Source organism: Pseudomonas serboccidentalis (assembly GCF_028830055.1).
Taxonomy (GTDB): domain Bacteria; phylum Pseudomonadota; class Gammaproteobacteria; order Pseudomonadales; family Pseudomonadaceae; genus Aquipseudomonas; species Aquipseudomonas serboccidentalis.
In genome coordinates this window covers 5,892,552-5,918,784 of sequence record NZ_CP101655.1, presented here as the reverse complement: position 1 = coordinate 5,918,784, position 26,233 = coordinate 5,892,552, and the positions used below count along the sequence as shown (strand labels likewise).

The 26,233-nt window shown below is 61.2% G+C and carries 13 protein-coding genes, 1 rRNA gene and 1 pseudogene; 11 read left to right on the top strand and 4 right to left on the bottom strand.

Translation table 11 applies throughout. From position 1 onward, the window contains the following. A pseudogene (locus NN484_RS26885) lies at nt 1–7,730 on the top strand (LapA family giant adhesin); the annotation flags it as partial. 146 nt (nt 7,731–7,876) lie between these two features. Then, nucleotides 7,877–8,215, top strand: a complete 339-nt coding sequence (locus NN484_RS26880) for a tryptophan synthase subunit beta (protein WP_127652684.1) — start codon at nt 7,877–7,879, stop codon at nt 8,213–8,215. A 98-nt stretch (nt 8,216–8,313) separates the two neighbouring features. Here NN484_RS26880 and lapD read toward each other — a convergent pair whose 3' ends face one another. After that, nucleotides 8,314–10,260, bottom strand: a complete 1,947-nt coding sequence (gene lapD / locus NN484_RS26875; RefSeq protein ID WP_274658342.1) for a cyclic di-GMP receptor LapD — start codon at nt 10,258–10,260, stop codon at nt 8,314–8,316. A gap of 14 nt (nt 10,261–10,274) precedes the next feature. After that, complete coding sequence (gene lapG, locus NN484_RS26870; RefSeq protein WP_127652638.1) at nt 10,275–10,967, bottom strand: cysteine protease LapG; 693 nt, start codon at nt 10,965–10,967, stop codon at nt 10,275–10,277. 196 nt (nt 10,968–11,163) lie between these two features. Here lapG and NN484_RS26865 point away from each other — a divergent pair, with 196 nt between their 5' ends. The 5 genes from NN484_RS26865 to NN484_RS26845 all read left to right on the top strand — a co-directional run bounded on the left by NN484_RS26865 (nt 11,164) and on the right by NN484_RS26845 (nt 18,241). Next, nucleotides 11,164–11,874, top strand: coding sequence for a GntR family transcriptional regulator (locus tag NN484_RS26865; RefSeq protein ID WP_127652637.1), 711 nt, complete (start codon nt 11,164–11,166; stop codon nt 11,872–11,874). Nucleotides 11,875–12,642: 768 nt separating this feature from the next. Continuing rightward, nucleotides 12,643–13,419 (top strand): DUF3050 domain-containing protein, encoded by a 777-nt coding sequence (locus NN484_RS26860; RefSeq protein ID WP_003220443.1) that lies wholly within the window; start codon nt 12,643–12,645, stop codon nt 13,417–13,419. Further along, nucleotides 13,416–14,345: a diiron oxygenase gene (locus NN484_RS26855; protein ID WP_274658341.1), complete on the top strand. Its 930-nt coding sequence runs from the start codon at nt 13,416–13,418 to the stop codon at nt 14,343–14,345. The genes NN484_RS26860 and NN484_RS26855 overlap by 4 nt, the downstream gene beginning before the upstream one ends. Nucleotides 14,346–14,358: 13 nt before the next feature. Continuing rightward, a complete protein-coding gene (locus NN484_RS26850; RefSeq protein ID WP_274658340.1) occupies nt 14,359–17,751 on the top strand; it encodes an amino acid adenylation domain-containing protein in 3,393 nt (1,130 codons plus the stop codon). Between the two features lie 22 nt (nt 17,752–17,773). Beyond that, nucleotides 17,774–18,241: an SRPBCC family protein gene (locus tag NN484_RS26845; protein WP_274658339.1), complete on the top strand. Its 468-nt coding sequence runs from the start codon at nt 17,774–17,776 to the stop codon at nt 18,239–18,241. Between the two features lie 126 nt (nt 18,242–18,367). Here NN484_RS26845 and NN484_RS26840 read toward each other — a convergent pair whose 3' ends face one another. Beyond that, nucleotides 18,368–20,248, bottom strand: a complete 1,881-nt coding sequence (locus NN484_RS26840; protein WP_127652633.1) for a methyl-accepting chemotaxis protein — start codon at nt 20,246–20,248, stop codon at nt 18,368–18,370. Between the two features lie 328 nt (nt 20,249–20,576). On the opposite strand from NN484_RS26840, the gene NN484_RS26835 reads away from it, so the two are divergent. From NN484_RS26835 to NN484_RS26820, 4 genes are all read left to right on the top strand, one after another. Beyond that, nucleotides 20,577–21,077 carry a sigma-70 family RNA polymerase sigma factor gene (locus NN484_RS26835; protein WP_274658338.1) on the top strand — a complete coding sequence of 167 codons (501 nt, stop codon included), beginning with the start codon at nt 20,577–20,579 and terminating at the stop codon, nt 21,075–21,077. After that, nucleotides 21,077–22,078 (top strand): FecR domain-containing protein, encoded by a 1,002-nt coding sequence (locus tag NN484_RS26830; protein ID WP_215501105.1) that lies wholly within the window; start codon nt 21,077–21,079, stop codon nt 22,076–22,078. The genes NN484_RS26835 and NN484_RS26830 overlap by 1 nt, the downstream gene beginning before the upstream one ends. A gap of 87 nt (nt 22,079–22,165) precedes the next feature. Beyond that, entirely contained in the window at nt 22,166–24,667 is a 2,502-nt protein-coding gene (locus NN484_RS26825) for a TonB-dependent siderophore receptor (RefSeq protein WP_274658337.1), read from the top strand. Between the two features lie 77 nt (nt 24,668–24,744). Then, nucleotides 24,745–25,923 (top strand): PepSY-associated TM helix domain-containing protein, encoded by a 1,179-nt coding sequence (locus tag NN484_RS26820; protein ID WP_274658336.1) that lies wholly within the window; start codon nt 24,745–24,747, stop codon nt 25,921–25,923. 74 nt (nt 25,924–25,997) lie between these two features. Here NN484_RS26820 and rrf read toward each other — a convergent pair. Beyond that, a 5S ribosomal RNA gene (rrf, locus tag NN484_RS26815) occupies nt 25,998–26,113 on the bottom strand. Between the last annotated feature and the right edge of the window lie 120 nt (nt 26,114–26,233).

Sequence of the window (26,233 nt, the reverse complement as noted above, 5' to 3'; positions counted from 1 at the left end):
ACGGTCATGAGCCGCTGACCAACGCGATCACCGACGTGAGCGGCGGTAACTACGAAAATCTGGTGGCTGACAAGACGCCGGTTTCGACCAATGTCACCGACACCGTCGACACCACTAACCTGTCGCTGACCGCGACCGGCACCGTGGCCGAAGGTGGCTCGATCGTTTACACCGCGACGCTGACCAACGCTGCCGGTTCGCCGGTTACCGTGACGTTGAGCAACGGCGCTGTCATCACTATCGAGGCCGGTAAAACCACCGGCACCGTGACTGTTCCAGCTCCGGCGGACGACGTTTACAAAGATGCCGGTAAAGTCGAAGCGACCATTTCCACCGCTACCGGTGGCAACTTCGAGAATCTGGTGCCGAGCACCATCCCGGCAGTGACCGAAGTCACCGACACCATCGACACCTCGACCGTCAAACTGACCGCCGATACCTCGGTGGCCGAAGGCGGTACCGTGACTTACACCGCTACCGTCGGCGCGCCGGTCACCGGTTCGCCGGTTGTGGTGACCCTGGCCAACGGTCAGAACATCACCATCGAAGTGGGTAAAACCACCGGTACCGTCACCACCACCGCACCGAACGATGCGTTGACCGGTCATGCGCCGTTGACCAACTCGATCACCGACGTCAGCGGCGGCAACTACGAGAATCTGGTGGCTGACAAGACGCCGGTTTCGACCACGGTTACTGATACCGTCGACACCACCAACCTGTCGCTGAGTGCCACTGGCACCGTCGCTGAAGGTGGCTCGATCGTCTACACCGCGACCCTGACCAACGCCGCTGGCTCGCCAGTCACCGTGACGTTGAGCAACGGCGCCGTGATCACCATCGACGCCGGTAAAACCACTGGCACCGTGACCGTGGCTGCGCCAGCGGACGACGTCTACAAAGACGCCGGCACTGTTCAGGCAACGATCACCAATGCCAGCGGTGGCAACTTCGAGAACCTGGTACCGAGCACCGTACCGGCCGTGACCCAGGTCACCGACACCATTGATACCACCACGGTCAAACTGACCGCGACCGAGTCCGCTGCTGAAGGTGGCACCGTCACCTACACCGCCACTGTCGGTGCGCCAGTGACCGGTTCACCTGTGGTCGTGACGCTGGCCAATGGTCAGAACATCACCATCGAAGTGGGTAAAACCACCGGCACCGTGACCACCACGGCACCAAACGACGCGCTGACCGGCCACGCTCCGCTGACCAACGCCATCACCAACGTCAGCGGCGGCAACTACGAAAACCTCGTGGCGGATAAAACTCCGGTTTCCACCAACGTCACCGACACCGTCGACACCACCAACCTGTCGCTGTCCGCGACCGGTACCGTGGCCGAAGGTGGCTCGATCGTTTACACCGCAACATTGACCAACGCTGCTGGCTCGCCAGTCACCGTGACGTTGAGCAACGGCGCAGTGATCACCATCGACGCCGGTAAAACCACTGGCACCGTGACCGTTCCTGCTCCGGCAGACGACGTGTACAAAGACGCGGGCAAAGTCGAAGCGACCATTTCCACCGCTACCGGTGGCAACTTCGAAAACCTGGTGCCAAGCACCGTTCCTGCCGTCACCAATGTGACCGACACCATCGATACCACCACAGTCAAACTGACCGCGACCGAGTCCGCTGCTGAAGGCGGCACCGTCACCTACACCGCGACTGTCGGTGCGCCAGTGACCGGCTCGCCGGTCGTGGTGACGTTGGCCAACGGTCAGAACATCACCATCGAAGTGGGTAAAACCACCGGCACCGTAACCACCACCGCGCCGAACGATGTGTTGACCGGTCATGCGCCGCTGACCAACTCGATCACCAACGTGACCGGTGGCAACTACGAGAATCTGGTCGCCGACAAGACCCCGGTCAGCACCACCGTGACCGACACTGTCGACACCACCAATCTGTCCCTGAGCGCGACCGGCACCGTGGCCGAAGGTGGCTCGATCATCTACACCGCGACCCTGACCAACGCCGCTGGCTCGCCAGTCACCGTGACCCTGAGCAACGGCGCCGTGATCACCATCGACGCTGGTAAAACCACGGGCACAGTGACCGTTCCGGCTCCGGCTGACGACGTTTACAAAGACGCCGGCACCGTGCAGGCAACAATCAAGTCGGCGACAGGTGGCAACTTCGAAAACCTGGTGCCAAGCACCGCGCCAGCCGTGACCACCGTCACCGACACCATCGACACCACCACGGTGAAACTGACCGCGACCGAGTCGGCGGCTGAAGGCGGCACCGTGACTTACACCGCGACTGTCGGTGCGCCGGTAACCGGTTCGCCAGTGACCGTCACTCTGGCCAACGGTCAGAACATCACCATCGAGGTGGGCAAAACCACCGGCACCGTGACCACCACCGCGCCGAACGACGTGTTGACCGGTCACGCGCCGCTGACCAACGCGATCACCAACGTCAGCGGCGGCAACTACGAGAACCTCGTGGCTGACAAAACGCCGGTCAGCACCACCGTGACTGACACTGTCGATACGACCAACCTGTCCCTGAGCGCCACCAACACGGTTGCCGAGGGCGGTTCGATCATCTACACCGCAACCCTGACTAACGCCGCTGGTTCGCCAGTGACCGTGACCCTGAGCAACGGCGCAGTAATCACCATCGACGCGGGCAAAACCACCGGCACCGTCACCGTCCCTGCTCCGGCCGACGACGTCTACAAAGACGCCGGCACCGTGCAGGCCACCATCACCAACGCCAGCGGTGGCAACTTCGAAAACCTGGTGCCGAGCACCACACCGGCCGTGACCAGCGTCACCGACACCATCGACACCACGGGCGTGAAACTCACCGCCACGGGTACTGTGGCCGAGGGAGGCACCGTCACCTACACCGCCACCGTCGGCGCGCCAGTCACCGGCTCGCCGGTCGTAGTGACCCTGTCCAACGGCCAGACCATCACCATCGACATCGGCAAGACCACCGGCACCGTGACCACCACCGCACCGAACGATGCTCTGACCGGCCACGCGTCGTTGACCAACGCGATCACCGACGTGAGCGGCGGTAACTACGAAAACCTCGTGGCGGATAAAACCCCGGTTTCGACCACCGTCACCGACACCGTCGACACCACCAATCTGTCCCTGAGCGCCACCAACACGGTTGCCGAGGGCGGTTCGATCATCTACACCGCGACCCTGACCAACGCCGCTGGCTCGCCAGTCACCGTGACGTTGAGCAATGGCGCGGTGATCACCATCGACGCCGGCAAAACCACTGGCACCGTGACCGTGCCGGCACCGGCCGACGACGTCTACAAGGACGCCGGCACCGTGCAGGCCTCCATCACCAACGCCAGCGGCGGCAACTTCGAAAACCTGGTGCCGAGCACCGCACCGGCCGTGACCAGCGTCACCGACACCATCGACACTACCGGCGTGAAACTCACCGCCACTGGCACCGTAGCCGAAGGTGGCACCGTCACCTACACCGCCACTGTCGGTGCGCCGGTAACCGGTTCGCCAGTGACCGTGACTCTGTCCAACGGCCAGACCATCACCATCGACATCGGTAAAACTACCGGCACCGTGACCACCACCGCACCGAACGATGCGCTGACCGGTCATGCTCCGTTGACCAACTCGATCACCAACGTGACCGGTGGCAACTACGAGAATCTGGTCGCCGACAAGACCCCAGTCAGCACCACCGTGACCGACACTGTCGACACCACCAACCTGTCCCTGAGCGCGACCGGCACCGTGGCCGAAGGTGGCCAGATCACCTACACCGCAACCCTGAGCAACGCCGCCGGCTCGCCGGTGACCGTGACCCTGAGCAACGGTTCGGTGATCACCATCGACGCGGGCAAAACCACTGGCACCGTGACTGTTCCTGCGCCCGCCGACGACGTCTACAAAGACGCCAGCACCGTGCAGGCCACCATCACCAACGCCAGCGGCGGCAGCTTCGAAAACCTGGTGACCAACACCACGCCAGCCGTAACCAGCGTCACCGACACCATCGACACCACCACCGTCAGCATCACCGGCAGCACCTCGGTGACCGAAGGCCAGACCGCCAGCTACACCGTCAGCCTGACGCACCCGGCGCAAACCGACGTGACCCTGAAAATCGTCTACAGCGGCACCGCTGCCGACGGTTCGGACTTCACCGGCGTGTACACCGTGAAGATCCCGGCAGGCGCCAGCAGCGCGCAGTTCAACGTCGCGACCATCGATGACAAGATCACCGAAGGCACCGAGAACTTCGTGGTCAAGATCGACTCGGCCACCGGTGGCAACTTCGAGAACCTGGCCGTCAGCAGCACCAATGGCAGCGTCAGCACCTCGATCATCGACAACGATGCGCCACCGGTCATCGACCTCGACGCCAACAACTCCAGCGGCGCGACCGGTGCCGACTACAAGGTGACGTTCACCGAAAACACCCCGGGCGCCGGCGTGTCGATTGCCGACACTGACCTGTCGATCACTGACCCGGACAGCACCCTGCTGACCGGTGCGACCATCGTGCTGACCAACCGTCAGGACGGCGATGCGCTGAACCTGGGCAACAGCGTCAATGGCATCACCATCAATGCCAACAGCACCAACGGCACCGTGACCCTGACCCTGTCGGGCAACGCGACGCTGGCCGACTACATGCAGGCGATCAAGAACATCACCTTCACCAACAGCAGTGAAGACCCGAGCACCGTGCCACGGATCATCACCGTGACCGTGACCGACGGCGGCAACTACTCCAACACCGCGACCACCACGGTCAACGTGGTGGCAGTCAACGACGCGCCGGTCGCAGCACCGGTCAACGTCACCGGCACCGAAGACACCCCGCTGATCCTTGGCTGGTCGACCTTCGGTGTGACCGACGTCGACAGCCCGGCCAGCAGCCTGGGCATCAAAATCACCCAGCTGCCGGGTGAAGGCAAACTGCAGTACCTGGACGGTTCGACCTGGAAAGACGTCGCCAACAACCAGACCTTCAGCAAGGCTGACATCGACGCCGGCAAACTGCGCTTCATGCCGGATGCCAACGAGTCGGGCGTCAACGGTTACGGCGGCACCGGCGTGGGCAACAACCAGGCCGACTACGCGCAGATCAAGTTCCAGCCAACCGACGGCCAACTGCTGGGTAACACTGGCACCGTGAAGATCGACATCACGCCGGTGGCGGATGCACCGACCCTGGGGGTGGCCGACAACAGCGTGAATTCCACCGGGCTGATCAAGGAAGTCTGGACCGGCCTGCAGGGCCTGGGTACCAGCGGTAACGGCGCAGACTCGACCACCCTGAAAAACGTGATCGATGGCGCCGGCACCCCGAACTCCAGCGGCACCGTGACCAACGTGCAGTCGGACAGCAACGTTGCGGCGGGCACTGCGTCGAAAACTTCGGGCCTGATCTATCTGGAAGCCGGCAAGACCTACAGCTTCAGTGGCCTGGCTGACGACAGCGTGCTGATCACCATCGGCGGCAAGAGCGTGGCGTCGGGGACCTGGGGTGCGGGCGGCGCGATCAGCGGTTCGTTCACCCCGACCACCAGCGGCTACTACACCCTGGACATCTACCACCACAACCAGAGCGGCCTGGGCAGTTATGACGTGAACCTGTCGGTCAACGGCAGCACACCAATCGACCTGAGCAGCGCCGGCGTGCCGATCTACACCGGCGTGCAGGATCTGGTGAATTCCGGCGTGACCGTCTCCGACCTACACGGCAGCAACGGCGAAGGTTATTACGACGGCTACAAGCTCAACACCGGCGCCGAAGGCACCACGGTGAAACTGTCGGCGATCAACACCGCGCTGACCGACACTGACGGCTCGGAAACCCTGAGCGTGAAGATCAGCGGCGCACCGGTCGGCTCGGTACTCTCCGACGGCCATGGCCACAGCGTCACCGTCACCGCGAGCAACGGCGAAGCCAACGTCACCGGCTGGAACCTCGGCAGCCTGACCGTGACCCCGCCGACCTACTACAACGGCCAGTTCAACCTGACCGTGACCTCGACCTCCACCGAGATGGTCGGCGGTTCGGCCAGCAGCACCGCGACCATTCCGGTCACCGTGGTGCCGGCGGTGTACAACGCCGTGGTCGGTACCGCTGGCGATGACACCTTCAACGGCACCGATGGCAACGACATCATGGTCGCCGACATCGGCGGTCTGACCGTGGTGCCGGGCACCAACTACAACATCGCGTTCATGGTCGACAGCTCGGGCAGCATGAGCACCTCGTCGATCAACGCTGCCAAGGACTCGCTGACCTCGGTGTTCAACACCCTCAAGCAGAGCCTGGGCGGCAGCAACTCGGGCACGGTGAACGTCTTCCTGGTGGACTTCGATACCCAGGTCAACAAGTCGGTGTCGGTGAACCTCAACGACCCGAACGCGCTGACTCAGCTCAAAGCGGTGCTGGACTCAATGACGTCCGGCGGCGGCACCAACTACGAAGACGTGTTCAAGACCACGGCCAACTTCTTCCAGAGCACCGAAGCGCTGGCCAACACCGGGGCGAAGAACCTCACGTACTTCATCACCGACGGCAAGCCGACCTATTACCAGACCGGCGAGTCGACCAACCCGACGCTGTACGGCAGCGTGAAGTTCGATAGCGTGGTGACGACCAGCAATTACAAGCTGGGCGAGACCTTCAGCACGTACATCGACAACACGCATTACCTGAGCATCAATGCCAACGGCAGTGCGCAATTGCAGGTCTACACCAGCCGTTACGGCTGGACCGCGACCAACCTGGGCACCGTTCACGCCCAGGGCGATGGCACCTACGAGCTGTCGAGCCGGGCGGGTAACGGTGGCGACACAGATTCGGCAACCATCACCAACTCTAACAGCAGCTTCGCCTTGCTCAGCGGTCTGTCGAACGTCGAAGCCATCGGCCTCAACAGCGGTGTCAGCCTCAACGATCTGAAACCGTATGACTCGGACCAATTGCCGCAGACCAACATCGATCCGAAGGACCTGGCCAACTCGATCATCGGCCACACCGAAGCGACGATGCCGGGCAACGACACTGTCAGCGGTGGCGACGGCAACGACATCCTGTTCGGCGATCTGGTGAGCTTCAACGGCATTGCCGGCGAGGGTTACCAGGCGATGCAGGCGTTCGTGGCGCAACAGACCGGCGTCGACGTGAGCAAGGTCACCACCAGCAACGTGCACCAGTACATCACCGAGCACTATCAGGCGTTCGATGTGTCCGGTGCGCACGACGGCAACGACACGCTGCTGGGCGGCGCGGGCAATGACATCCTGTTCGGCTCGGGCGGCAACGACCTGCTCGATGGCGGCAAGGGCAATGACATCCTGCTCGGCGGCACCGGCAACGACACGCTGATCGGCGGCCAGGGCAACGACATCCTGATCGGTGGTTCCGGTGCCGACACCTTCGTCTGGAAAGCAGGCGACACCGGCAACGACGTGATCAAGGACTTCAACGCCAGCGAAGGCGACCGTATTGATCTGCGTGACCTGTTGCAGGGCGAAACCGGTACCACCATCGATAACTTCCTGAAGATCACCACGGTCGACGGTGTGTCGTCGCTGCAAGTCAGCTCCGGTGGCAAGTTCAACTCCGGCGACGCGGCAGCCGCCACGCCGGACGTGACGATCAAACTCGAAGGCAACAACTGGTCATCCGCCAACATTCACAACCTGATTGCCGGCAGTGACCCGACCATCAAGGTCGACCACAACAACAGCTGATGCGTGAACAAACGGCCGCCCCATGGGGCGGCCGTCACGTTTGCGCCTATCTCGGCGGTGACGATTTCGTCGCCGCACCGCATACTCGCGTGCAGTTGGCCTATGCTGCTGACAGCATGACGCTGGATCTTTCTGAGGGATGCTCAATGTTTTACGTGCAACGCGATGCGCAGGGTCAGTTGATTCGCGTGGAAGCTGCGGCCTACGCCGAGGCCACGGAAACGCTGCCGGCCGACCACCATGAAATCCAGGCCTGGTTCGCCAACGCGGCCGTGGAAAACAGCCTCAAACAGCTCAAGCAGAGCGACTTTGAAATGATTCGGGTACTCGACGACCTGATTCAGGTGCTGACCCAGAAAGGCGTGATCCGGGTCACCGACCTGCCGCCGGCGGCACAGGCCAAGTTGATGGATCGGACCCAGGCGCGGGAGGCGCTGGGCGGGTTGAGCCAGCTCATTGATGAAGATGAAGGCGGCTTGATTTAGAAGCAAAAGATCGCAGCCTTCGGCAGCTCCTACAGGGAACGCATTCCAATGCAGGAGCTGCCGAAGGCTGCGATCTTTTCGCTTTCAAATCTTGAGATTTACTTCCAGGGCTTGGGTTCACCAAACAACTGCCCCTGCACCCCATACAAGCCCATCTCGCGAATCACCGACAACTCCCCTTCGGTCTCGACCCGCTCGGCAATCAACGGCAGATCAATGCTGTGCGCCGCCCGCTGGATTGCCTCGATGAACAGGCGCTTGTCGCTCTCCTGATCGATGGCCCGAATGTAGCTGCCATCGATCTTCAGGTACGCCAGCCCCAGCCGCGCCAGGTTGCCGATCATGCTGAAGCGCCCGCCGAAGCGCTGCAGACTCAGGGAGAAGCCCAACTCGCGCAGGCGCCGGGTCAGTTGCTCGAGCACCGCTTGTTCCGGCAATTGCTCCTCGCCGATTTCCAGGGTCAGGCGCTCACCGAGGTTGGAGTGGGTACGCAGAATCTCGAACACTCTGTTCAGCGCCTGCGGATCGGCCAGGGTTGCCGAAGACAGGTTCAGCGCCAGCGAGTCCTCATGCTCTTTCATCTGCTCCAGCACGCGCTCGAGCATCAAGCGGTCCAGCCGCGCCGTCCAGCCGAAACGCTCAAGCCACGGCAGAAAACGTCCGGCCGCAATGGTCTGGCCCTGATCATCCTGCAACCGTGACAGCACTTTGTAATGCAGCACCAGTTGCGTGTCCTGAGCGGCCACCACCGGCTGGAAAAACAGCTCGAAACGCTGCTGATTCAAGGCCTGATCGAGCAATCGATGCCAGGCGTGGTGATCGTCGCCGACGTCCGCCACCAGACTCTGATCGATACACGCCCAGTTCTGCTCGCCCTGCCCCTCGGCCTGCGCCAGCGCCTGATCGCCGAGGGTCAGCACCGCTTGCGGTGAATCGCCATGGGCGAACGGCGCAAGGCCGATGGAGGCCACGGCCGGCACATCGGTGGCGCCGGTAGCGTGCAGGCTGCTCAACGCACTGTCGAGGTTCTGTGCCAGTTGCAGCGCTTCTTCGCGCACCAGCCCGGGGGCCAATACGGCGAACTCACCGCCGCGAATACGGGTGACGAGGTTCTGGGTTTCCGGGTATTTGGCGCATTCGCGGGACAGCTGTTCGCCCACGGCCTTCAACAGCTCATCGGTGCGCTGCCCGCCCAGACGCTGGTTGAGCCCGGCCAGATCCTTGACCCGCAACAACAGCAGGTAACCGGAGCTGGCCTGTTCCGGGTTGCTCACCCGGTTGTGCAGTTGCATCTCGAAATAGCGTCGGTTGGCCAGCCCCGTGAGGTTGTCCTGATAGGACTCGGCGCGCAGTTTTTCACTGCGCTCGGCCTGCTCCTGAAACAGCGCCTTGAGCTTCTCGACCATCTGGTTCATCGCCTGCACCACGCGCCGCAGTTCAGGGGTGCGCGGCAGCTCCGGCAGGCTGAGGAATTCGCGGCGGGCGATGGCGTGGGATTGTTTGACCATGTAATCGAGCGGGCGCAATTGCCGGCGCAGCAGCAGCGCGCCGAGCACCGCACTGACCGCGCCACACAGCAGCAGCCAGCCGAGGCTGCCCAATGCGCTCTGCCACAGCTTGGCCACGGCAAACATCGGGTGGCTGACCACCTCGACCCTCGCTGCCTGCTCCCAGCCACGGCTGACCAGCGCGTCGCCGCCGGCCGGTTCGAGACCGATCAGTTTGACGAACCAGTCAGGCACATTGCTGACTGCCGGAATCCCGCTGCGCTCGACGATGGTCTTGTCGGTCTTGAGGTCGACCACGCGGATGCTCGCGTAATAGCCGCTGTCGAAAATCGAGCTGACCAGCAGCTCGACCATCGCCGGGTCGTCGATATTCGGCGTCAGCGACAACGCCAGCGCCGTGGCGGCGTCCTGGGCGTGGGAGCGCAGCTGGTTGACGTACTGGGTGCGCGAGCTCTCCAGACTGACCATGAAGCTGCCGGTGAAGGCGACCACCAGGAACAGACAGATAGCGATCAACAGCTGTTTGAACAAAGACATCTGAGCGCGTGCTCCTAGTTAGTCGTTTCGACCGGGAAACCTTCGGCCTGCATTTTCTTCAGCACATCCTGCCAGCGCGACAGGCGTTTGGTGTCACCGACCTTTTTGTTGCCCTTGGCCCCCGGCAGGTACAGACCTTCGGCATTGAAAGAGTAGACCGGCAACAGATCGGTTCGCTGGGACGCCGGCTGGATCGGATCGATCAGGCTGTCGAGCACCAGCGGCATGGCATCGGGGGTGGTGTAGTAAGTCAGCACCATGTGCGCGCGATTCTGGCGCAGTGCCTTGACGTAGGTGATGCGCAGCTTGTCACTGGAGACCCCGAGATGGCGCAGGCTGAAATACTTGGCGATTGCGTAGTCTTCGCAATCGCCGGCGCCTTTCCACAACGCTTCGATGGGTGTCTCCCAATAATCGACCTGACCCCACAGATCGATATCCTCTACATAGCGCATCTGTTTGTTGAAAAACAGGTTCACCACCTTGAGCTTTTCCAACTCGCTGACCTGTTTCTGCGTGGCCAGCAGGTTTTGCCATGCATCGATCCGCTGCTGCCCGGCACCCAGCGGCCCGTAAAGTGCTGTAGCTTTGCGGCTGATCGCGGAAAAATCCCAATCGGCATGCAGACCGCCCAGCATGACGCCGGCCAGCAGCAGTGCGCAGCCTAGCCAGCGCAGAGTCCGGGGGATCGCGAAACGTACCGCCACAGCAGGTTTCCAGGGGGCAGGAAGGAAAGCGTTTGATGGTGAAGCTTAGCCCGACAAAAAACAATGGCACCATGAGATCATCGCCATCGCGCTAAACTTCACACAGAACAGCAATCCTTTACACGGTTTGACAAGTTGTAGGGCAATCACTAGTGTCTTTGGATCCAAATTCCGTCGTCATTCAGGGTGAGTAGTTGTGACACAGAAGCCCAAACCGCTGCACAGCATCAAAGTCGATGGGCCGATTCCTGCACACCTCGCCCGTTCGACCATCGAAGAGACCTTGCGCTCGGCGATCCTCGACGGTCGCTTGCCGTGCGGCACCGCCCTGCGCCAGCAGGACCTGGCCGACCTGTTCGGGGTCAGCCGCATGCCGGTGCGCGAGGCTCTGCGCCAGCTCGAAGCGCAGGAACTGCTGAGCGTCACCACCCACAAGGGCGCCGTGGTTGCGCCGCTGATTCAGGGCGACGCCACGGAAACCTACGAGTTGCGGATCCTGCTCGAATCCGAAGCCATGCGCCAATCGATCCCGTTGCTGACCAGCGCCGATCACGCGCACGCCGCCAGCTATATCGAAGAACTCGAAACCCAGCACGACTACACCGAAATCGGGCGGCTCAATCGCCTGTTCCACATGGCCTTGTACAGCAAGGCGCCGAATCGGCGACTGCTGCGGCTCGTCGAAGACGGCCTGAACGAGGAGGAGCGCTTCCTGCGTTTCAACCTCGAAGCCATGGGCCTGGGCAAATTGTCCCAGGAGGATCACCGCGCCATGCTCCAGGCCGTGATCGAGCGCGATGTCGAACTGTCGGTGAAGCTGCTCACGCAGCACCTCAACCGTGGCGTCGACGTGATCACCCGTTTCCTTGCCAGCCCTGCCGGACAAAACCGCAAGGCCGTACGCTGACCCCCTCCACGCCGGTCTCTGGCCTTCGCGCCTGACCGGCGAATAACCCGCTTACAAATCCTCTCGACGCTGCGCGGCAAACCGCCTGGCGGATCGGCCTGTTCGCTCTAACCTCCCTGCGCCGGTTCGCCCGGCATTGCACCTCGCTGCGGACGAATCGGTCATAGCCGTCCCGCCAATTTACCCGCACTCTTTAACGGCCACCCCATGAAGAACGGGCGACACGCCGCACCGCCGGCGCAGTCTCCGCACCAGGAACCTACGGAAGGAGCCTTGCCACGGGATAAAAGGAAGTTACGGCGCCGTTCCCGGCCAACTTTCATTCCTATACATCACTTCAATCTCTGTATCGAAAAGTTGCTTTGAGTGAGGCATTCACTCTTGTACTCAATTTTGGCCTTCATTTGCTGAAAGGAGCAACTACGCCCAAGTAAAACTTAAATCAAAAGTTTTACCGAGCCGACTCATATTCAAAAAACAGACAACTAAAAATAATTCAAAATAAACTTGTTAAGTTATTTGACGATGTATTAGCTTTTCCTCGCCGAGCAGGTTTTACCCTGCAAACACGGCGCAGCTCCGCAGTCAGGCTATAACCCAGGCAGATAAGCGCCAGGCTGTAGCCCAGAGCCTTTCATGCACTTTGCAAACTTTCATTAATCCAAATGAGGCTAGCGTTCGCCAATAGAAAACGTTTCAGACTTATTGAGTCCGCGTTGATGCACTGAACGAGCAACTCCCTCTATTCCAATAACACCGAGGTTCGCCATGATGCCAACTAAAGAACAACTCGCCCTGAAAAAAGCTCAATTGAGCGTTCACCCGATCTTCACTGAGATCGATTCGCTATCGGTACTGCGCCGGTTCATGGAATCCCATGTCTTCGCCGTGTGGGATTTCATGTCGCTGACCAAGCGCCTGCAACAGGAACTGACCTGCACGCGCTTGCCATGGTTACCACCGCGTGACCCGCACGCCGCACGCCTGATCAACGAAATCGTGCTCGGCGAAGAGTCCGACGACCGTCCGGCGCATGGCCATTACAGCCATTTCGAGCTGTACCTGGACGCCATGCGTGAAGTCGGGGCGAGCACCACGGCGGTCGAGCGGTTTGTCGCGCTGCAACAGGAGGGCGTGAGTTACGACGTCGCCCTGCAGAGCGTCGAGGTGGATCCGGCAGCGGCGAAATTTGTTCGCGAGACGCTGAACACCGCGCTGCACGCACCGGGCCACAGCGTTGCCGCCGCGTTCCTGCATGGCCGCGAGAGCGTGATCCCGCCAATGTTCCAGCGCATTCTCGATGATTGGGGGATCGGCATCGAGCAGGCACCGACCTTTCGCTATTACCTGGAACGCCACATCGAGGTCGACTCCGAGGATCACGGCCCGGCGGCGGAGCAACTGCTGGAGCGCCTGGTCGATGGCGACCCGCAGCGTGAAGCCGAGGTCTACGCCAGCGCCATCGCGGCGGTGGAAAGCCGCATCGCCCTGTGGGACGGCCTGCGCCTGAGCATGCGTGAACCCTTGGCGGAGGTGGCCCAATGAACGCCGCCGATTACCAATCCTTCGCCGACGCCTGGGAAAACCGCGCCACCATCCGCACCCGGCCACGGCGCGTGCTGGAAGACGATGAACGCCTGATCTACCCGCTGAGCCGCCAGCCCCTGGTGCTGAGCGAAACCTTTCTGCGCGAGTGCCCGCAACAACGGGATTTCGCCCTGGTGCAGACGTTGTACAAATTCATCAACGACGTGGTGATTTTCGAAACCGAGATCGTCGACAAGACCGCGCGCAGCATCGCCAAGAATCGCTTCGCCGTGGCCTTCCCGTTCGCCTGTCGCTACGACGCCATGACCGTGGTGGTGGACGAGGATTACCACGCGCTGGTGGCGATGGATTTCATGCAACAGACCGTGGCCATGACCGGTATCGAGCCGATCGAACTGCCCGCGGAAATCGAACTGAGCCGGGCGATTCCTGCCGCTGTCGGCCTGGCGCCAGAGCACCTGCGCAGTGCCGTGGAGCTGATCTGCGTGGCCATCGCCGAGAACACCGTGACCGGCGACGTCGCAGCGTTCGCCCGGGACGACACAGTCAAGCCGTCGATCAAAGGGCTGATGGCCGATCATCTGCTCGACGAGGGCCGGCACTCCAGCTTCTGGGCGCGGATGGTGCGCATCTATTGGCACACCGCCAGTGAGGCGGATCGGGAAACCATTGCGCAGATCCTGCCAGTGTTCATCGGCCATTACCTGACCAACGACATTCAGAAGTCCTTCGATCTGCGCCTGATCGACGCGTTGCCGGTCAGCGATGCGATCCGCCGTTCACTCAAGGACGAGATGGCCGGACTGGCGTTCCCGATCAATCGCCACCATCCGCTGGTGGGCAACATCGTGCGTTTTTTCCACAGCAGCTCGCTACTCGACACGCCCTGCGTGCAGCAAGCCCTGCGTGACTATCTGGTTTGATGAGGAGGCCGACATGAGACGTCTCGACATTTTGCTGATTGGCGCCAGCCAGGCCATGACCGACCTGGCGCAGGAACTCGAACAACACGGTCACGCCTTGCTGCGCAGCGGCGCGGCGCAATCGCCGGTGGATCTGATCATCGACGATGGCTTCATCGGCGCCGGCGATTTCTGTGCAATCGCGCACCTGCATCTGCGCCTGGGTATCGGTGCACCGAGCATTGGCGGTTTGCCGACACTCGACCTGCTGTGTTTCCTCGGCTCGTCACTGATCAGCCGCGTGCCGATTGGCGATGAGCCGTCCGGCAACGGTCAGGCACTGCGCCAGCGAGTGCTGACCCATGTGGTGGACGAAGTCGCGTTGCTGGTCAGCCGTTTCTCCCGCGACGCCGAGTATTTCCAGCAGGCAACGCCCGCCACGGCGCCGGACTTCGAACAGGTGGAGGACCTGCTGTTTCTCGACAGTCTGGCCTACGTCCATCGCCTCAACGCCACGGCGCATCCGGCGTTGTTGCAACAGGCGCAGACGCCGCTGATCGAGCGTCTGCAACACAGCCTGATCGAACACGCCGAGCGACCGGCGCTGCACCTGGCCGAGCAGTCGCTCAGCTATCACCAGTTGCACGCTCACAGTCGTGCGATCCAGCAGCGTCTGCTGCCACTGCTCGAGCAGCATCCGCAGCCGTGGGTCGTCGGCATTTGCCAGCCGAAAAGCCCTGCGCTGTTCGCCTCGATTCTGGCGCTGCTCGGCAGTGGCGCGGTGTATCTGCCGCTGGAGCCGAGCCATCCGTTGCAACGCCAGCAATACATCCTGCAAAACGCCGGTGCGGTGTTGTTGCTGCACGACGGCGAGCATCCGCTCAGTGAGTCGATGCCCGGGCTGGATGTCAGTCGTATCGACAGCGCGGACGCCGATCTCAGCCAACCGCTGATGCGTCAGCGTCCCGAGCTCGAAGCACCGTGCATGGCGCTCTACACCTCGGGCACCACCGGCCATCCGAAGGGTGTGCTGCTGAGCCAGGCGAACCTTGCGCACTTCACCGCGTGGTACGCCGATTACGTGCAGTTGCGCGCTGAAAGTCGGGTCTTGCAGTTTTCTTCGTTGAGTTTCGATTCTTCGCTGATCGATATCTTTCCGACGCTGCTCGAAGGCGCCGAACTGGTGGTGCCCGATGACACTCAACGCCGCGATCCGCTGCAACTGGTGGCGTTGATCCGTCGCCGGCAACTGACCCATGCGTTCCTGCCGCCGGCGCTGCTGAGCATCCTGCCGCTGGAGCAGCTGCAAGGTGTGGAGGTGATGACCGGTGGCGACGTCTGCGAGCCCTTCGTCATCGAGCAACTGACCCGGCAGGGCAAGCTGCACAACCTCTACGGCCCCACCGAGGCCACGGTGTTGATCACCGCCCGACAACTCAAGCCGGGTGACAGCAACCGCACCCTCGGCGCACCGATTGCCAACAGTCAGGTGTTGATTCTCGACGATGACCTGCAACCGGTACCGGAGCACACCGTCGGCGAGTTGTTCATCGTCGGCCCCGGCGTCTGCCTCGGCTATTTGAACAATCCGCAGCAGACCGCCGAGCGCTATCTGCCCCTGCAACTGCCGCACGGCCAGACAATGCGCGCCTACCGCAGCGGCGACATGGCCAAGTGGGGCGCACACGGGATCGAGCTGTGCGGGCGACGCGACAATCAGGTGAAGATCCGTGGTTTCCGGGTCGAGCCGGAAGAGATCGAACGCTGCCTGCGTGAGAGCCAGTTGTACCGTCAGCTGGCGGTGGTGATCGACAGTCAGCGGCGAATTCTGGCGTTCCTCGCCCAGCCACAATCAGACGCCGCCCGCGATGCATTGAAGGCCCATGCCCAGCAGTTTCTGCCGGACTACATGCAACCGGTGGCGTGGACTGAACTGCCGCACATGCCGTTCGCCAGCAACGGTAAGGTCGACCGCAAAGCCTTGCTGGAGCTGCCGGTGAGCTTGCAGGACAGCGGACCGAAATGCCTGCCGGCGAATGCCGACGAAGCCCTGTTGCTGGAGATCTGGGCGGAACTGCTGGAACTGCCCGGCAGCGATATTTCCACCGACGAGAGTTTCTTCAACCTCGGTGGTCACTCGATTCTGCTGTCACGCATGTTGCTGCGTTTGCGTGAGGAATTCGGGCGCAGCATCTCGATCAACCGCTTCATCGAACTGCCGACCATCATCAAGCTCGCGACGCTGGTGCGCGGTACCGATGACAACGCGGTGCTCAGCGCCCAGGCCATGGCCGACGCCGAGCGCCCACTGCACATCGAGCCGCTGCCGATCAGTCGTCTGGGCGATGTGCACAAGGTGATCGTCACTGGCGCCAACAGCTTTGTCGGCGTGCACATCGTCGAAGCGCTGCTCGGTTGGGGCGCCAGCGAAGTGGCGTGTCTGGTGCGTGACGGTGGCGGGCAAACGGCGGCGCAGCGCTTCGCCCAGGCGTTGCGCGAGAACCGTCTGGAGCATCTGGACTTGAGTCGGGTGCAGATCTATTCGGCAGACATCACCCGCCCGCAACTGGGGCTGGCCGACGACGATTATCAGCGCCTCGATCGCGAGTTCGGCGCGCTGGTGCACAACGCCGCCAACGTCAATCACGTGCTCGATTACGAGTCACTGGCAGCGGATAACGTCGAGCCGATCTTCGAGCTGTTGCGCCTGTGCGAAGGGCACAGCAAGAAGGTCTTCAACTTCGTCTCGACGCTGTCGGCTTCAAGCACGGTCGATGGCGAAGGCCGAGTGCTCGAGTTGCCCGCCGCAGAGACCCCGCCGATCTACATCCGCAACGGCTACAACCTGTCGAAATGGGTCGGCGAACGCATCCTCGAACGGGCCCGCGAGCGTGGGGTGTGGGTCAACCTGTACCGCCCCGGCAACATCAGTTTCAACAGCTTGAGCGGCGTCTGCCAGCCGCACAAAAACCGTTTGATGCTGATGCTCAAGGGTTCGATCCAGCTCGGTCAGGTGCCGGCCTTCGCGCTGAATTTCGACCTGATGCCGGTGGACTTTCTCGCCCGTTTCATCGCCTTCCACGCCAGCCGTTATTCGACCGAGCGCGCGGTGTTCAACCTGCACAACCCCGAGCCGCTGAGTTGGGATGCCTACGTCGCCTCGTTCCGCGAAACCGGCAGCGAGTTCTCGCTGGTCAGCGTGGCCGACTGGCAGCAGCAACTGGGCCGGGTCGATGCCGACAACGCGCTGTTCGGCGTACTCGGTTTCTACCTCAACGGCTTCGAGGAAGACATCGGCGACATCTCCCTGATCGGTCACGCCAACGCCGAGGCCGGCGTGCAGCAAATGGGCGCGCACTACCCGGAAAAATCCCCGGCGCTGCTGCGTCGCGGCTGCGATTACCTGAAACAGATCAACTTCATCTAGTTCAACCCAAAGGAGCAACACCATGAGCAATCTGCAACCCGACACCCTGATCAAAAACCCGCACGGCTGCCACGTTGTGTCTTCGGTGGAAGTGCCGGCGGACGCGGCGCAGGTCTGGGCGGCGGTCGGCAATTTTGGCGGCTTCGACCGCTTTATTCCGGCGCTGTCGCACATCGAAATGACCGGCGAAGGTGTGTCTTCGCTGCGCAAGAAATTTTTCAAGGACGGCAACGTGGTAGTCGAGCAACTCAACTCCCGCGATGAGCAGGCGCGGGCCATGACCTGGACCACGATCTACAACACCCTGGGGGTGGCCAATCTGTGGGCGGCGATGAATGTGGAGTCGCTGGGGGCGGGGAAGTCGCGGGCGACCTGGACGATCATTGCCGAACCGGCTTCAGGGGGGGAAGAAGCGCTGCCGGGGTTCAAGGATTTTGTGCAGGGGTTTGCTGATGATGCGATGGGGAATGTTTTGAAGCTGTTTGTTTAAGGCTTCAGTTCGGCGGTGACTGATCCACCGCTATCGCGAGCAGGCTCACTCCTACAGTTGGAATGCGTTCCCCTGTAAGAGTGAGCCTGCTCGCGATGAACGATAACGCGGTCTTCAATCTGAAGATCAGATTTTGAAACTATCAACCAACTGCTTCAACCGGTTGGCCTGCTGCGACAAGGCATCACAATCCTTCAACGTCTCGTTGAGGTTGGCGACGCTCTGCTGGTTCAACAGGTTGATCTGGTTGACGTCGACGTTGAGGGTTTCCACCACGGCGGTCTGCTCTTCGGTCGCGGCAGCCACCGACTGGTTCATGCCGTCGATCTCGCCGATGCGCTGGGTCACGCTGACCAGTCGCAGACCGGCCTGGTTCGCCACTTCCACGCTTTCTTCGCTGGACGCCTGACTGGCGTTCATGGTGGTCACCGCTTCACGCGAGCCGACCTGCAACGAAGTGATCATCTTGTGGATCTCTTCCGCCGACTCCTGGGTGCGATGGGCGAGGTTGCGCACTTCGTCCGCCACCACCGCAAAACCACGTCCGGCTTCGCCGGCACGCGCCGCTTCGATCGCCGCGTTGAGCGCCAGCAGGTTGGTCTGCTGCGAGATGCCTTTGATCACATCGAGAATGTGGCCGATGTTGTCGGTGCTGGCATTCAGGGTTTCGATCTGGGTGCACGACAGGCTGATCTTCTGCGACAGCTCGGTCATGGCCTGGATGGTTTGCTCAACCACCTGACGGCCGTCATCGGCCTGCTCGCTCGCGCCGCTGGCGTGTTGCGAAGCATCGGCGGCGTTGCGGGCGATTTCCTGAGTGGCGGCGCCCAACTGGTTGATCGCGGCAGCCACGCTGTTGGTGCGTGCGCTTTGTTCGTCGGAACCGATGATCGAGGCGTTGGACGACGCCATCACCCGTTGCGACAGGTCGTGCACGTGACGGGTGGCTGACGACACTTCGGAAATCGACGCGTGAATCCGTTCGACGAACTGGTTGAACGAGCTGCCCAGTTCCGCGAACTCATCCTTGCCTTCCACGACCAGACGACGGGTCAGGTCGCCTTCGCCCTGGGCGATGTCCTGCATCGCACGACCCATGGTGGTCAGCGGACGCATCAACACATTGATCAGCAGGCTCAGCAGCAGCGCAATCGCGGCGACCGCAACGAACATGGCGATCAGCGCCGAAGTACGGAATTGGCTGAGAGCGGCGTAGGCCTTGTCGCGATCGATCGACAGACCGATGTACCACTGGGCATTCGGTAAATCGCTGACCGGGGTGAACGACAGGATGCGTTCCTGACCATTGAGCACCACGTTCTGGTTGCCCTTCTCGATGCGCACGCTGGCGTTCGGGTAGATGTCCTTCAGGTTCTTCATCACCTGATCCTTGTCCGGGCTGACGATCACCTGACCGTCGGCGCTGACCAGGAACGCATGACCCAAGCCACCGAAGTCCACCGAGTTGATGATCTTCACCAGGGTTTCCAGGCTCAGGTCACCACCGACCACACCGAGCAGCTCGCCGTCCTTCTTCACCGGCATGGCGATGGTCACCACCAGACCACCGACGGCGGCCATGTAAGGCGGGGTCAGCATGGTCTTGTCGGCGGCGACGGCTTGCTTGTACCAGGGGCGCTGACGCGGGTCGTAGCCGTCTGGCATTTTCGCGTCCGGGCGCTGGGTGAATACACCGTTGGCCTGGCCGACGTAGGTGAACTGGAAGTTCGAGGTGAAGGCCGGTTGATCGACCAGCCCCGGGAAGTCGGCGTTCTTGCCCTGATGGGCAACGTTCTGCGCGAGGTTTTCCAGCACCAGAATCCGCCCGCTCATCCAGTTCTGCACGCTGCTGGCGGTCAGATCGCCGGCCTGCTGCACGGAGGACTGGAGGTTCTGGCGAATGGTGTTTCGCTGCAGATAGTCGTTGTAGAGGGTGAACAAAGCGAAAGCCAGGACCACGACGCCCGAGGCGGCCAACAGGATTTTATGGCTGAACTTGAGATTCATTTCATGGGACTTCTTATGCAAAAGTGGGGATGCGTTCCGGGATGCAACATTCCATGTAGCTCCAAATATCCAATAGTTGGCAGGCAGCGTTCTGATGGCTGCTCTACTTTGGTGCACGCATGTCTCACCAGTCTGTCGGCACCGTTCGCAGAAATCTTAGGGCTGTGTGGGAAATGCACGGCATTTCTGTCAGATTCCCGCCGAACGGCGCGCCAGAGCGTTCGCCTTGAGTTTTTCAAGAACGTTATTCGAGTGGAGGTTGCAAAATTTCCAGCCCTTGATAAAAATGCGACTAATTATCATTTGTGACGTCCGGGCTGTCGCGTTCATGTCCTCACCTGAGTTTGCAGTGCAGGCGCTTTACAGTAGTCATCACGGCTGGCTCAACGCCTGGCTGCGGGCGCGGCTGGGCAATGCCGCGGACGCGGCGGATCTGGCGCAGGACACGTTCGTGCGCCTGTTGCAACGCACCGAACGCCTGGAGCTCAAGGCGCCGCGCGCTTTTTTGCGTACCATCGCCCGCGGTCTGGTAATCGACCATTGGCGCCGTGAAGAAATCGAACGCGCCTATCTCGAAGCCATCGCCCACTTGCCCGAAGCCGAAACCCCGAGTGCCGAGGCCCGCGCCCTGGTAATCGAATTGCTCGAAAGCGTCGCGCGCATGCTCGAAGGCCTGCGGCCGAAAGTGCGTCAGGCGTTTCTGCTGGCGCAGTGCGAAGGTTTGACCCACAAGCAGATCGCCGAGCAGATGGGTTTGTCGCTGCGCTCGGTGGAGCGTTACGTCGCCGATGCGCTGTATCACTGCTACGTGTTGCGGTACGCAAGCTGATGCCTGTGGATAACGTCTCGGCCGGACGCCGCGCCGAACCGCCGCAACAGGTGGTCAAACAAGCCATTCATTGGCTGCTGCGGCTGCGCAACAACCACGGCAATGCGCGCCTGAGTCGCCAGTGCGAAGCCTGGCGCGCCGAACATCATGAGCATGAACTGGCCTGGCAGCGCGTGCAGTCGCTGCAGGCTGAACTGAGCCATAACCTGCGCGCAGTACCCAGTGCACAGGTGGCGCTCAATACTCTGGAAAACAGTGCGCAGGGACTCGGACGGCGCCAGGCCTTGAAGCTGTTGTCCGGTGCCTTGCTGATGGGCTCCGCCGCGTGGCTGGCCAAGGACACCTCTGCCTGGCAGCAGTGGCGCGCCGACTACGCCACGGCGACCGGCGAGCGTCGCGGCTTCCAGTTGCCCGACGGCACGCGGATCGAACTCAACACCGCCAGCGCAGTGGATCTGGATTACACCGCGCAACAGCGGCTGATCAAACTCACCCGCGGCGAAATCATCGTCACGTGCGGCGGTAACGATGAAGGCGCGGCGTTCAACCGAGCGCTTCGCGTGCAAAGCCGTCACGGCATTTATGAACCGACCAATGCCCGCTTCATTCTGCGTCAGGACAGCGATTGCACGCGGCTGAGCGTCACCACCGGGAGCGTCGCCATCCACAGCGGCGGAGCCTCGTTTGAGGCGCTCGCCGGGCAGACCTACCTGATCGACCACCACCAGGTACGCCCGGCGCCGCCACTGGATATGGACGCGGGCGCATGGGTCGACGGTTTGATCGTGACTCGCAACATACGCCTGGGCGATTTTCTCAACGAGGTCGGACGTTATCGGCAGGGTTTCGTGACGTGTGCGTCGGCCGTGGCTGATCTGCGCCTGTCCGGGGTGTTCCGCCTGGAGGACACCGACAAGCTGCTGGCCATCCTGCCGCAGACCCTGCCGGTGCAATTGCGTTATCGCACCCGTTGGTGGGTCACGCTGGAGCCAGTGGCCTGAAATTATTTTGGCGGGTTTTCGCGGCAAGTCCGGCTTGGTCAGTAAGTACTTCAACTCAGCCTTTGCGACTTGCCACGGAAACCTACAATGACGGTCCGCATCACCTGTAAGAAACCGCTGCATTTCACTGCCGAATCGGGCCTGTTGCGCCACGCCATTCGCGCCGCCCTGCTCTCCACTGTTTTGGGTGCAAGTGTGCTGCCCGGCCTGAGCTTCGCCGCCAATGCCAGTGAGACCAGCAGTCAGCGCTACAACATCGCCGCCGGCCCGCTGGGCGAAGCGCTGAACCAGTTTGCACGCCAGGCCGGCATCACCTTGTCGATGACCCCGCAGCAAACGCAGGGGCGGCAGTCTCCCGGCGTGCAGGGCGAATACTCAACGGATCAGGCGTTGAGCCATTTGCTCAGTGGCTCGGGTCTGGAGGCGGTCAGCCGGGACGGTAACAGCTACATTCTGCATTCAGTCAGCGACAGCGCCGCCCTGGCGCTGCCGACCACCGATATCAAAGGCTTCGCCCTCGGTAACGCACTGGGCAACATGGAGGGCTACAACGCCACCCACAGCCAGATCGCCACCAAGACCAGTACCGCGTTGCTGGAAACCTCGCAAAGCGTGTCCGTGGTCACTCGCGAACAAATGGACGACCAGGGCTCGCAGACTGTCTCCCAGGCAATGCGCTATACCCCCGGCGTGCTGACCAACCCGTACGGCGCGACCCATCGCTACGACTATGTAGCGATGCGCGGTTTCAACGACGGTTCGGTGGACAACATCTACCTCGACGGCCTCAAGTCGATGGGCGACAGCGGGACCTACAGCACCATGCAGGTCGATCCGTATTTCCTCGAGCGCGTGGATATTCTCAAAGGCCCATCGTCGGTGTTGTACGGCCGCAGTTCGCCCGGTGGCCTCGTGGCACTGACCAGCAAGCAGCCGTTGTACGAGGCCTATCATCAGGTGCAGGCCACGGTCGGTACCCAGGGTCAGCGCGGGGTCGGTTTTGACTTCAGCGGTCCGGTCGATGACGACAAGCGCATTGCCTATCGTCTGACCGGTTTGACGGATCAGTCCGACACGCAATTCGACCACAACAAGGAAAAACGCTTCGCCCTCGCCCCGACCCTGAGCATCGATTTCACTGAAGACACCTCGCTGACGCTGCAAGCGTATCTGCAACACGATCCGGATGGCGGCTACCACGGTGGCGTGCCGGCGGATGGCACGATTCATCAGCGCAACGGCAAGCGTATCTCGTCGCATTTCTTCGAAGGTGAGCCGGGGGTTGACGGGTATTCGCGGGATCAGCAGTCGTTCGGCTATCAGTTCGAACATCGCTTCAACGATGTCTTCACGGCGCGGCAGAACTTCCGTTACCTCGACTCCAAAGTGAACATGGATCAGGTCTACGCCTACGGCTGGACGACGCCGACCAGCAACGAACTGAACCGTTACTACACCGGCGGCGATGAGCGCCTGCATGCGTTCATCGTCGACAACATGCTGCAGGCCGAATTCTTCACCGGTGCCACCAAGCACACCGTGTTGATGGGCGCCGACTATCAGCGACGCAAGACGGTGGTCGACTGGACCAGCGGCGGTCTGACGCCGATCAATGCGTTCAACCCGGTCTACGGCAACGCGGCGATCGACCTGTACGGTCAGACCAGTTACCTACGGCGCCTGGAGCAGACCGGGGTGTACCTGCAGGACCTGATCGAGCTGGACCAATGGCGCTTCTCGCTGGGTCTGCGCCAGGACTGGGTCGAGACCTCCGATGAAAACCGCATCGCCGAAGCAGAACGCCCGGTGGGCACCGAAATCAATGACCGTCGCACCAAACTGACCGGCCGCGCGGGCGTGCTGTATCTGTTCGATAACGGCCTGGCGCCATACATCAGTTATTCCGAGTCGTTTAACCCGAACTCGTATGCCGACAGCGCCGGCAATCCGCTGCCACCGACCGACGGGACGCAGTGGGAAGTCGGCCTGAAGTACCAGCCGCCGGGCACCGACAACCTGTTCACCGCCTCGCTGTTCCGGATCGATCAAGAGAACCTGGCAACCAAGCTGCCGCAGGAAAACTTCTACCGCGCTGTCGGTGCCGTGCGTTCGCAAGGTCTGGAGCTGGAAGCGCACATGCAGATGACCGACAACCTGAAAGTCCTCGGCAGCTACACCTTCACCGATATCGAGTACTCGAAGTCGATGGTCAGCACCCTGAGCACGCCGACCGACGTGATCGAGAACAAAGGCAATTCGCCGACTCAGGCACCGCGGCACATGGCCTCGTTGTGGGCGGACTACAAATTCGACAGCGCAGCACTCGATGGCCTGCGTCTGGGCGGTGGTGTGCGCTATGTCGGCTACAGCTGGGCGGATGCAGAAAACACCATGAAGGTGCCTTCCTACACCTTGTTCGACGCATCGATCGGCTACGACCTGGGCAAGGTCGGCTTGAAGGGTGTCGACGTGCGCCTGAACGCGAACAACCTGACCAACGAGTCTTACGTGGCCTCCTGCGCGAGCCTGAACTTTTGCTACATGGGCGAAGAGCGCAACGTCGCCGCCACGGTCAGCTACCAGTTCTAAGGCTTTGCCTTGTGCATAAAAAAGCCAGTCCCTGATTGTTCAGGGGCTGGCTTTGTCGTCTCTGTGAGGAATCTTTCATGCGCGCATTGTTAGTGTTGTTACATCGTTATATCGGCTTGGCCACGGCGGTGTTTTTGCTGCTGGCCGGCATCACCGGCAGCATTCTGGCGTTCAATCACGAGCTGGATGAATGGCTGAATCCGCAGTTTTATGCAGCCTCCGCCGAGGGGCAGCGTTTGCCTCCCGGAGCGTTGGTAGATGCTGTGCAAAACACGCATCCGAAGTTGCAGGTCTGGTACATGGAGTATCCGGACGAATTGGGGCATACCGCGTTATTGGCGGCTGTCCCGCGCAATGATCCGGCGACAGGCAAACCGTTTGATGAGCGCAATCAGGTGTTCTATCTGGACCCAGTGAGTGCCAAGCAGAAAGGCCAGCGTTACTGGGGTGAGTGTTGCTTTGCGCGGGAAAACTTTGTTCCGTTCATTCTCGAGTTTCATTACAACCTGACGCTGCCCGGTAACTGGGGTTTGTGGTTGATGGGCCTGGTGGCCATCGCCTGGGTGATCGATTGCTTTATTGCGCTGTGGCTCACGCTTCCGCGGGGCAAGCCGTTCTGGAAGAAGTGGTCGACGGCCTGGAAGATCAAGGGCGGGCATGCTTACCGGCTCAACTTCGATCTGCATCGTGCGGGGGGATTATGGCTATGGTTGTTGCTCCTGCCGATTGCGGTCAGCAGCGTCGCGATGAATCTGCCGAGCCAGGTATTCAAACCGGCAGTGTCGTTGTTTTCGCCCATTGAGCCGAGCTTGTATGAGGCCCGCGGGCGAATGCCTCCTTCCGAGTTGGGCGTGACGCAGTTGAGTTATCAACAGGCATACGAGAGGGCATTACAGGAGGGCAAAAGGTTAGGGCTGACGGCAGCGATCGGGGAGTTGTATTACAGCTTTGAGTACAACTTCTACGGTGCCGGGTTTGGACAGCACGACACTGAGGCCCATGGTAAATCCTGGTTGTTCTTTCACGGCACGGACGGACGATTACTAGGGCAGGAGATCGCTGGACAAGGGACGTTGGGGGAACGGTTTTATCGATTGCAGTTACCGATACATGGCGGGCGGATCATTGGTTTTACGGGGCAGGTGATCATCGCGGTATTGGGTGTTCTGATTGCGGGTCTGTCAGCGACGGGCGTCTACATCTGGTGGCGCAAGTGGCAGGCCCGGCGCATCAGCAAGGCTCGCAAAACAGCCTGACGTCCGGATTTCTGCCAGTCCCTGAAACGACAAAACCCCTGTCTGCGTCAGCAGACAGGGGTTCTGGAATTTAATCTTGACGATGACCTACTCTCACATGGGGAAACCCCACACTACCATCGGCGATGCATCGTTTCACTGCTGAGTTCGGGATGGGATCAGGTGGTTCCAACGCTCTATGGTCGTCAAGAAATTCTGTATCTGGCCCGTCAACACGGTAACGTACCAGCAAAAATGGGAACTTCTACTAAAACAAAACCCCAACTGCTTTCGCAATTGGGGTTTCGGAATTTAATCTTGACGATGACCT

Coding starts and splice junctions, on each gene's coding strand:
- NN484_RS26880 (WP_127652684.1), top strand. CDS start 7,877: ATGTTTTACGTGCAACGCGATGCGCAGGGTCAGTTGATTCGCGTGGAA.
- lapD (WP_274658342.1), bottom strand. CDS start 10,260: ATGTCTTTGTTCAAACAGCTGTTGATCGCTATCTGTCTGTTCCTGGTG.
- NN484_RS26860 (WP_003220443.1), top strand. CDS start 12,643: ATGATGCCAACTAAAGAACAACTCGCCCTGAAAAAAGCTCAATTGAGC.
- NN484_RS26855 (WP_274658341.1), top strand. CDS start 13,416: ATGAACGCCGCCGATTACCAATCCTTCGCCGACGCCTGGGAAAACCGC.
- NN484_RS26850 (WP_274658340.1), top strand. CDS start 14,359: ATGAGACGTCTCGACATTTTGCTGATTGGCGCCAGCCAGGCCATGACC.
- NN484_RS26845 (WP_274658339.1), top strand. CDS start 17,774: ATGAGCAATCTGCAACCCGACACCCTGATCAAAAACCCGCACGGCTGC.
- NN484_RS26840 (WP_127652633.1), bottom strand. CDS start 20,248: ATGAATCTCAAGTTCAGCCATAAAATCCTGTTGGCCGCCTCGGGCGTC.
- NN484_RS26835 (WP_274658338.1), top strand. CDS start 20,577: ATGTCCTCACCTGAGTTTGCAGTGCAGGCGCTTTACAGTAGTCATCAC.
- NN484_RS26830 (WP_215501105.1), top strand. CDS start 21,077: ATGCCTGTGGATAACGTCTCGGCCGGACGCCGCGCCGAACCGCCGCAA.
- NN484_RS26825 (WP_274658337.1), top strand. CDS start 22,166: ATGACGGTCCGCATCACCTGTAAGAAACCGCTGCATTTCACTGCCGAA.
- NN484_RS26820 (WP_274658336.1), top strand. CDS start 24,745: ATGCGCGCATTGTTAGTGTTGTTACATCGTTATATCGGCTTGGCCACG.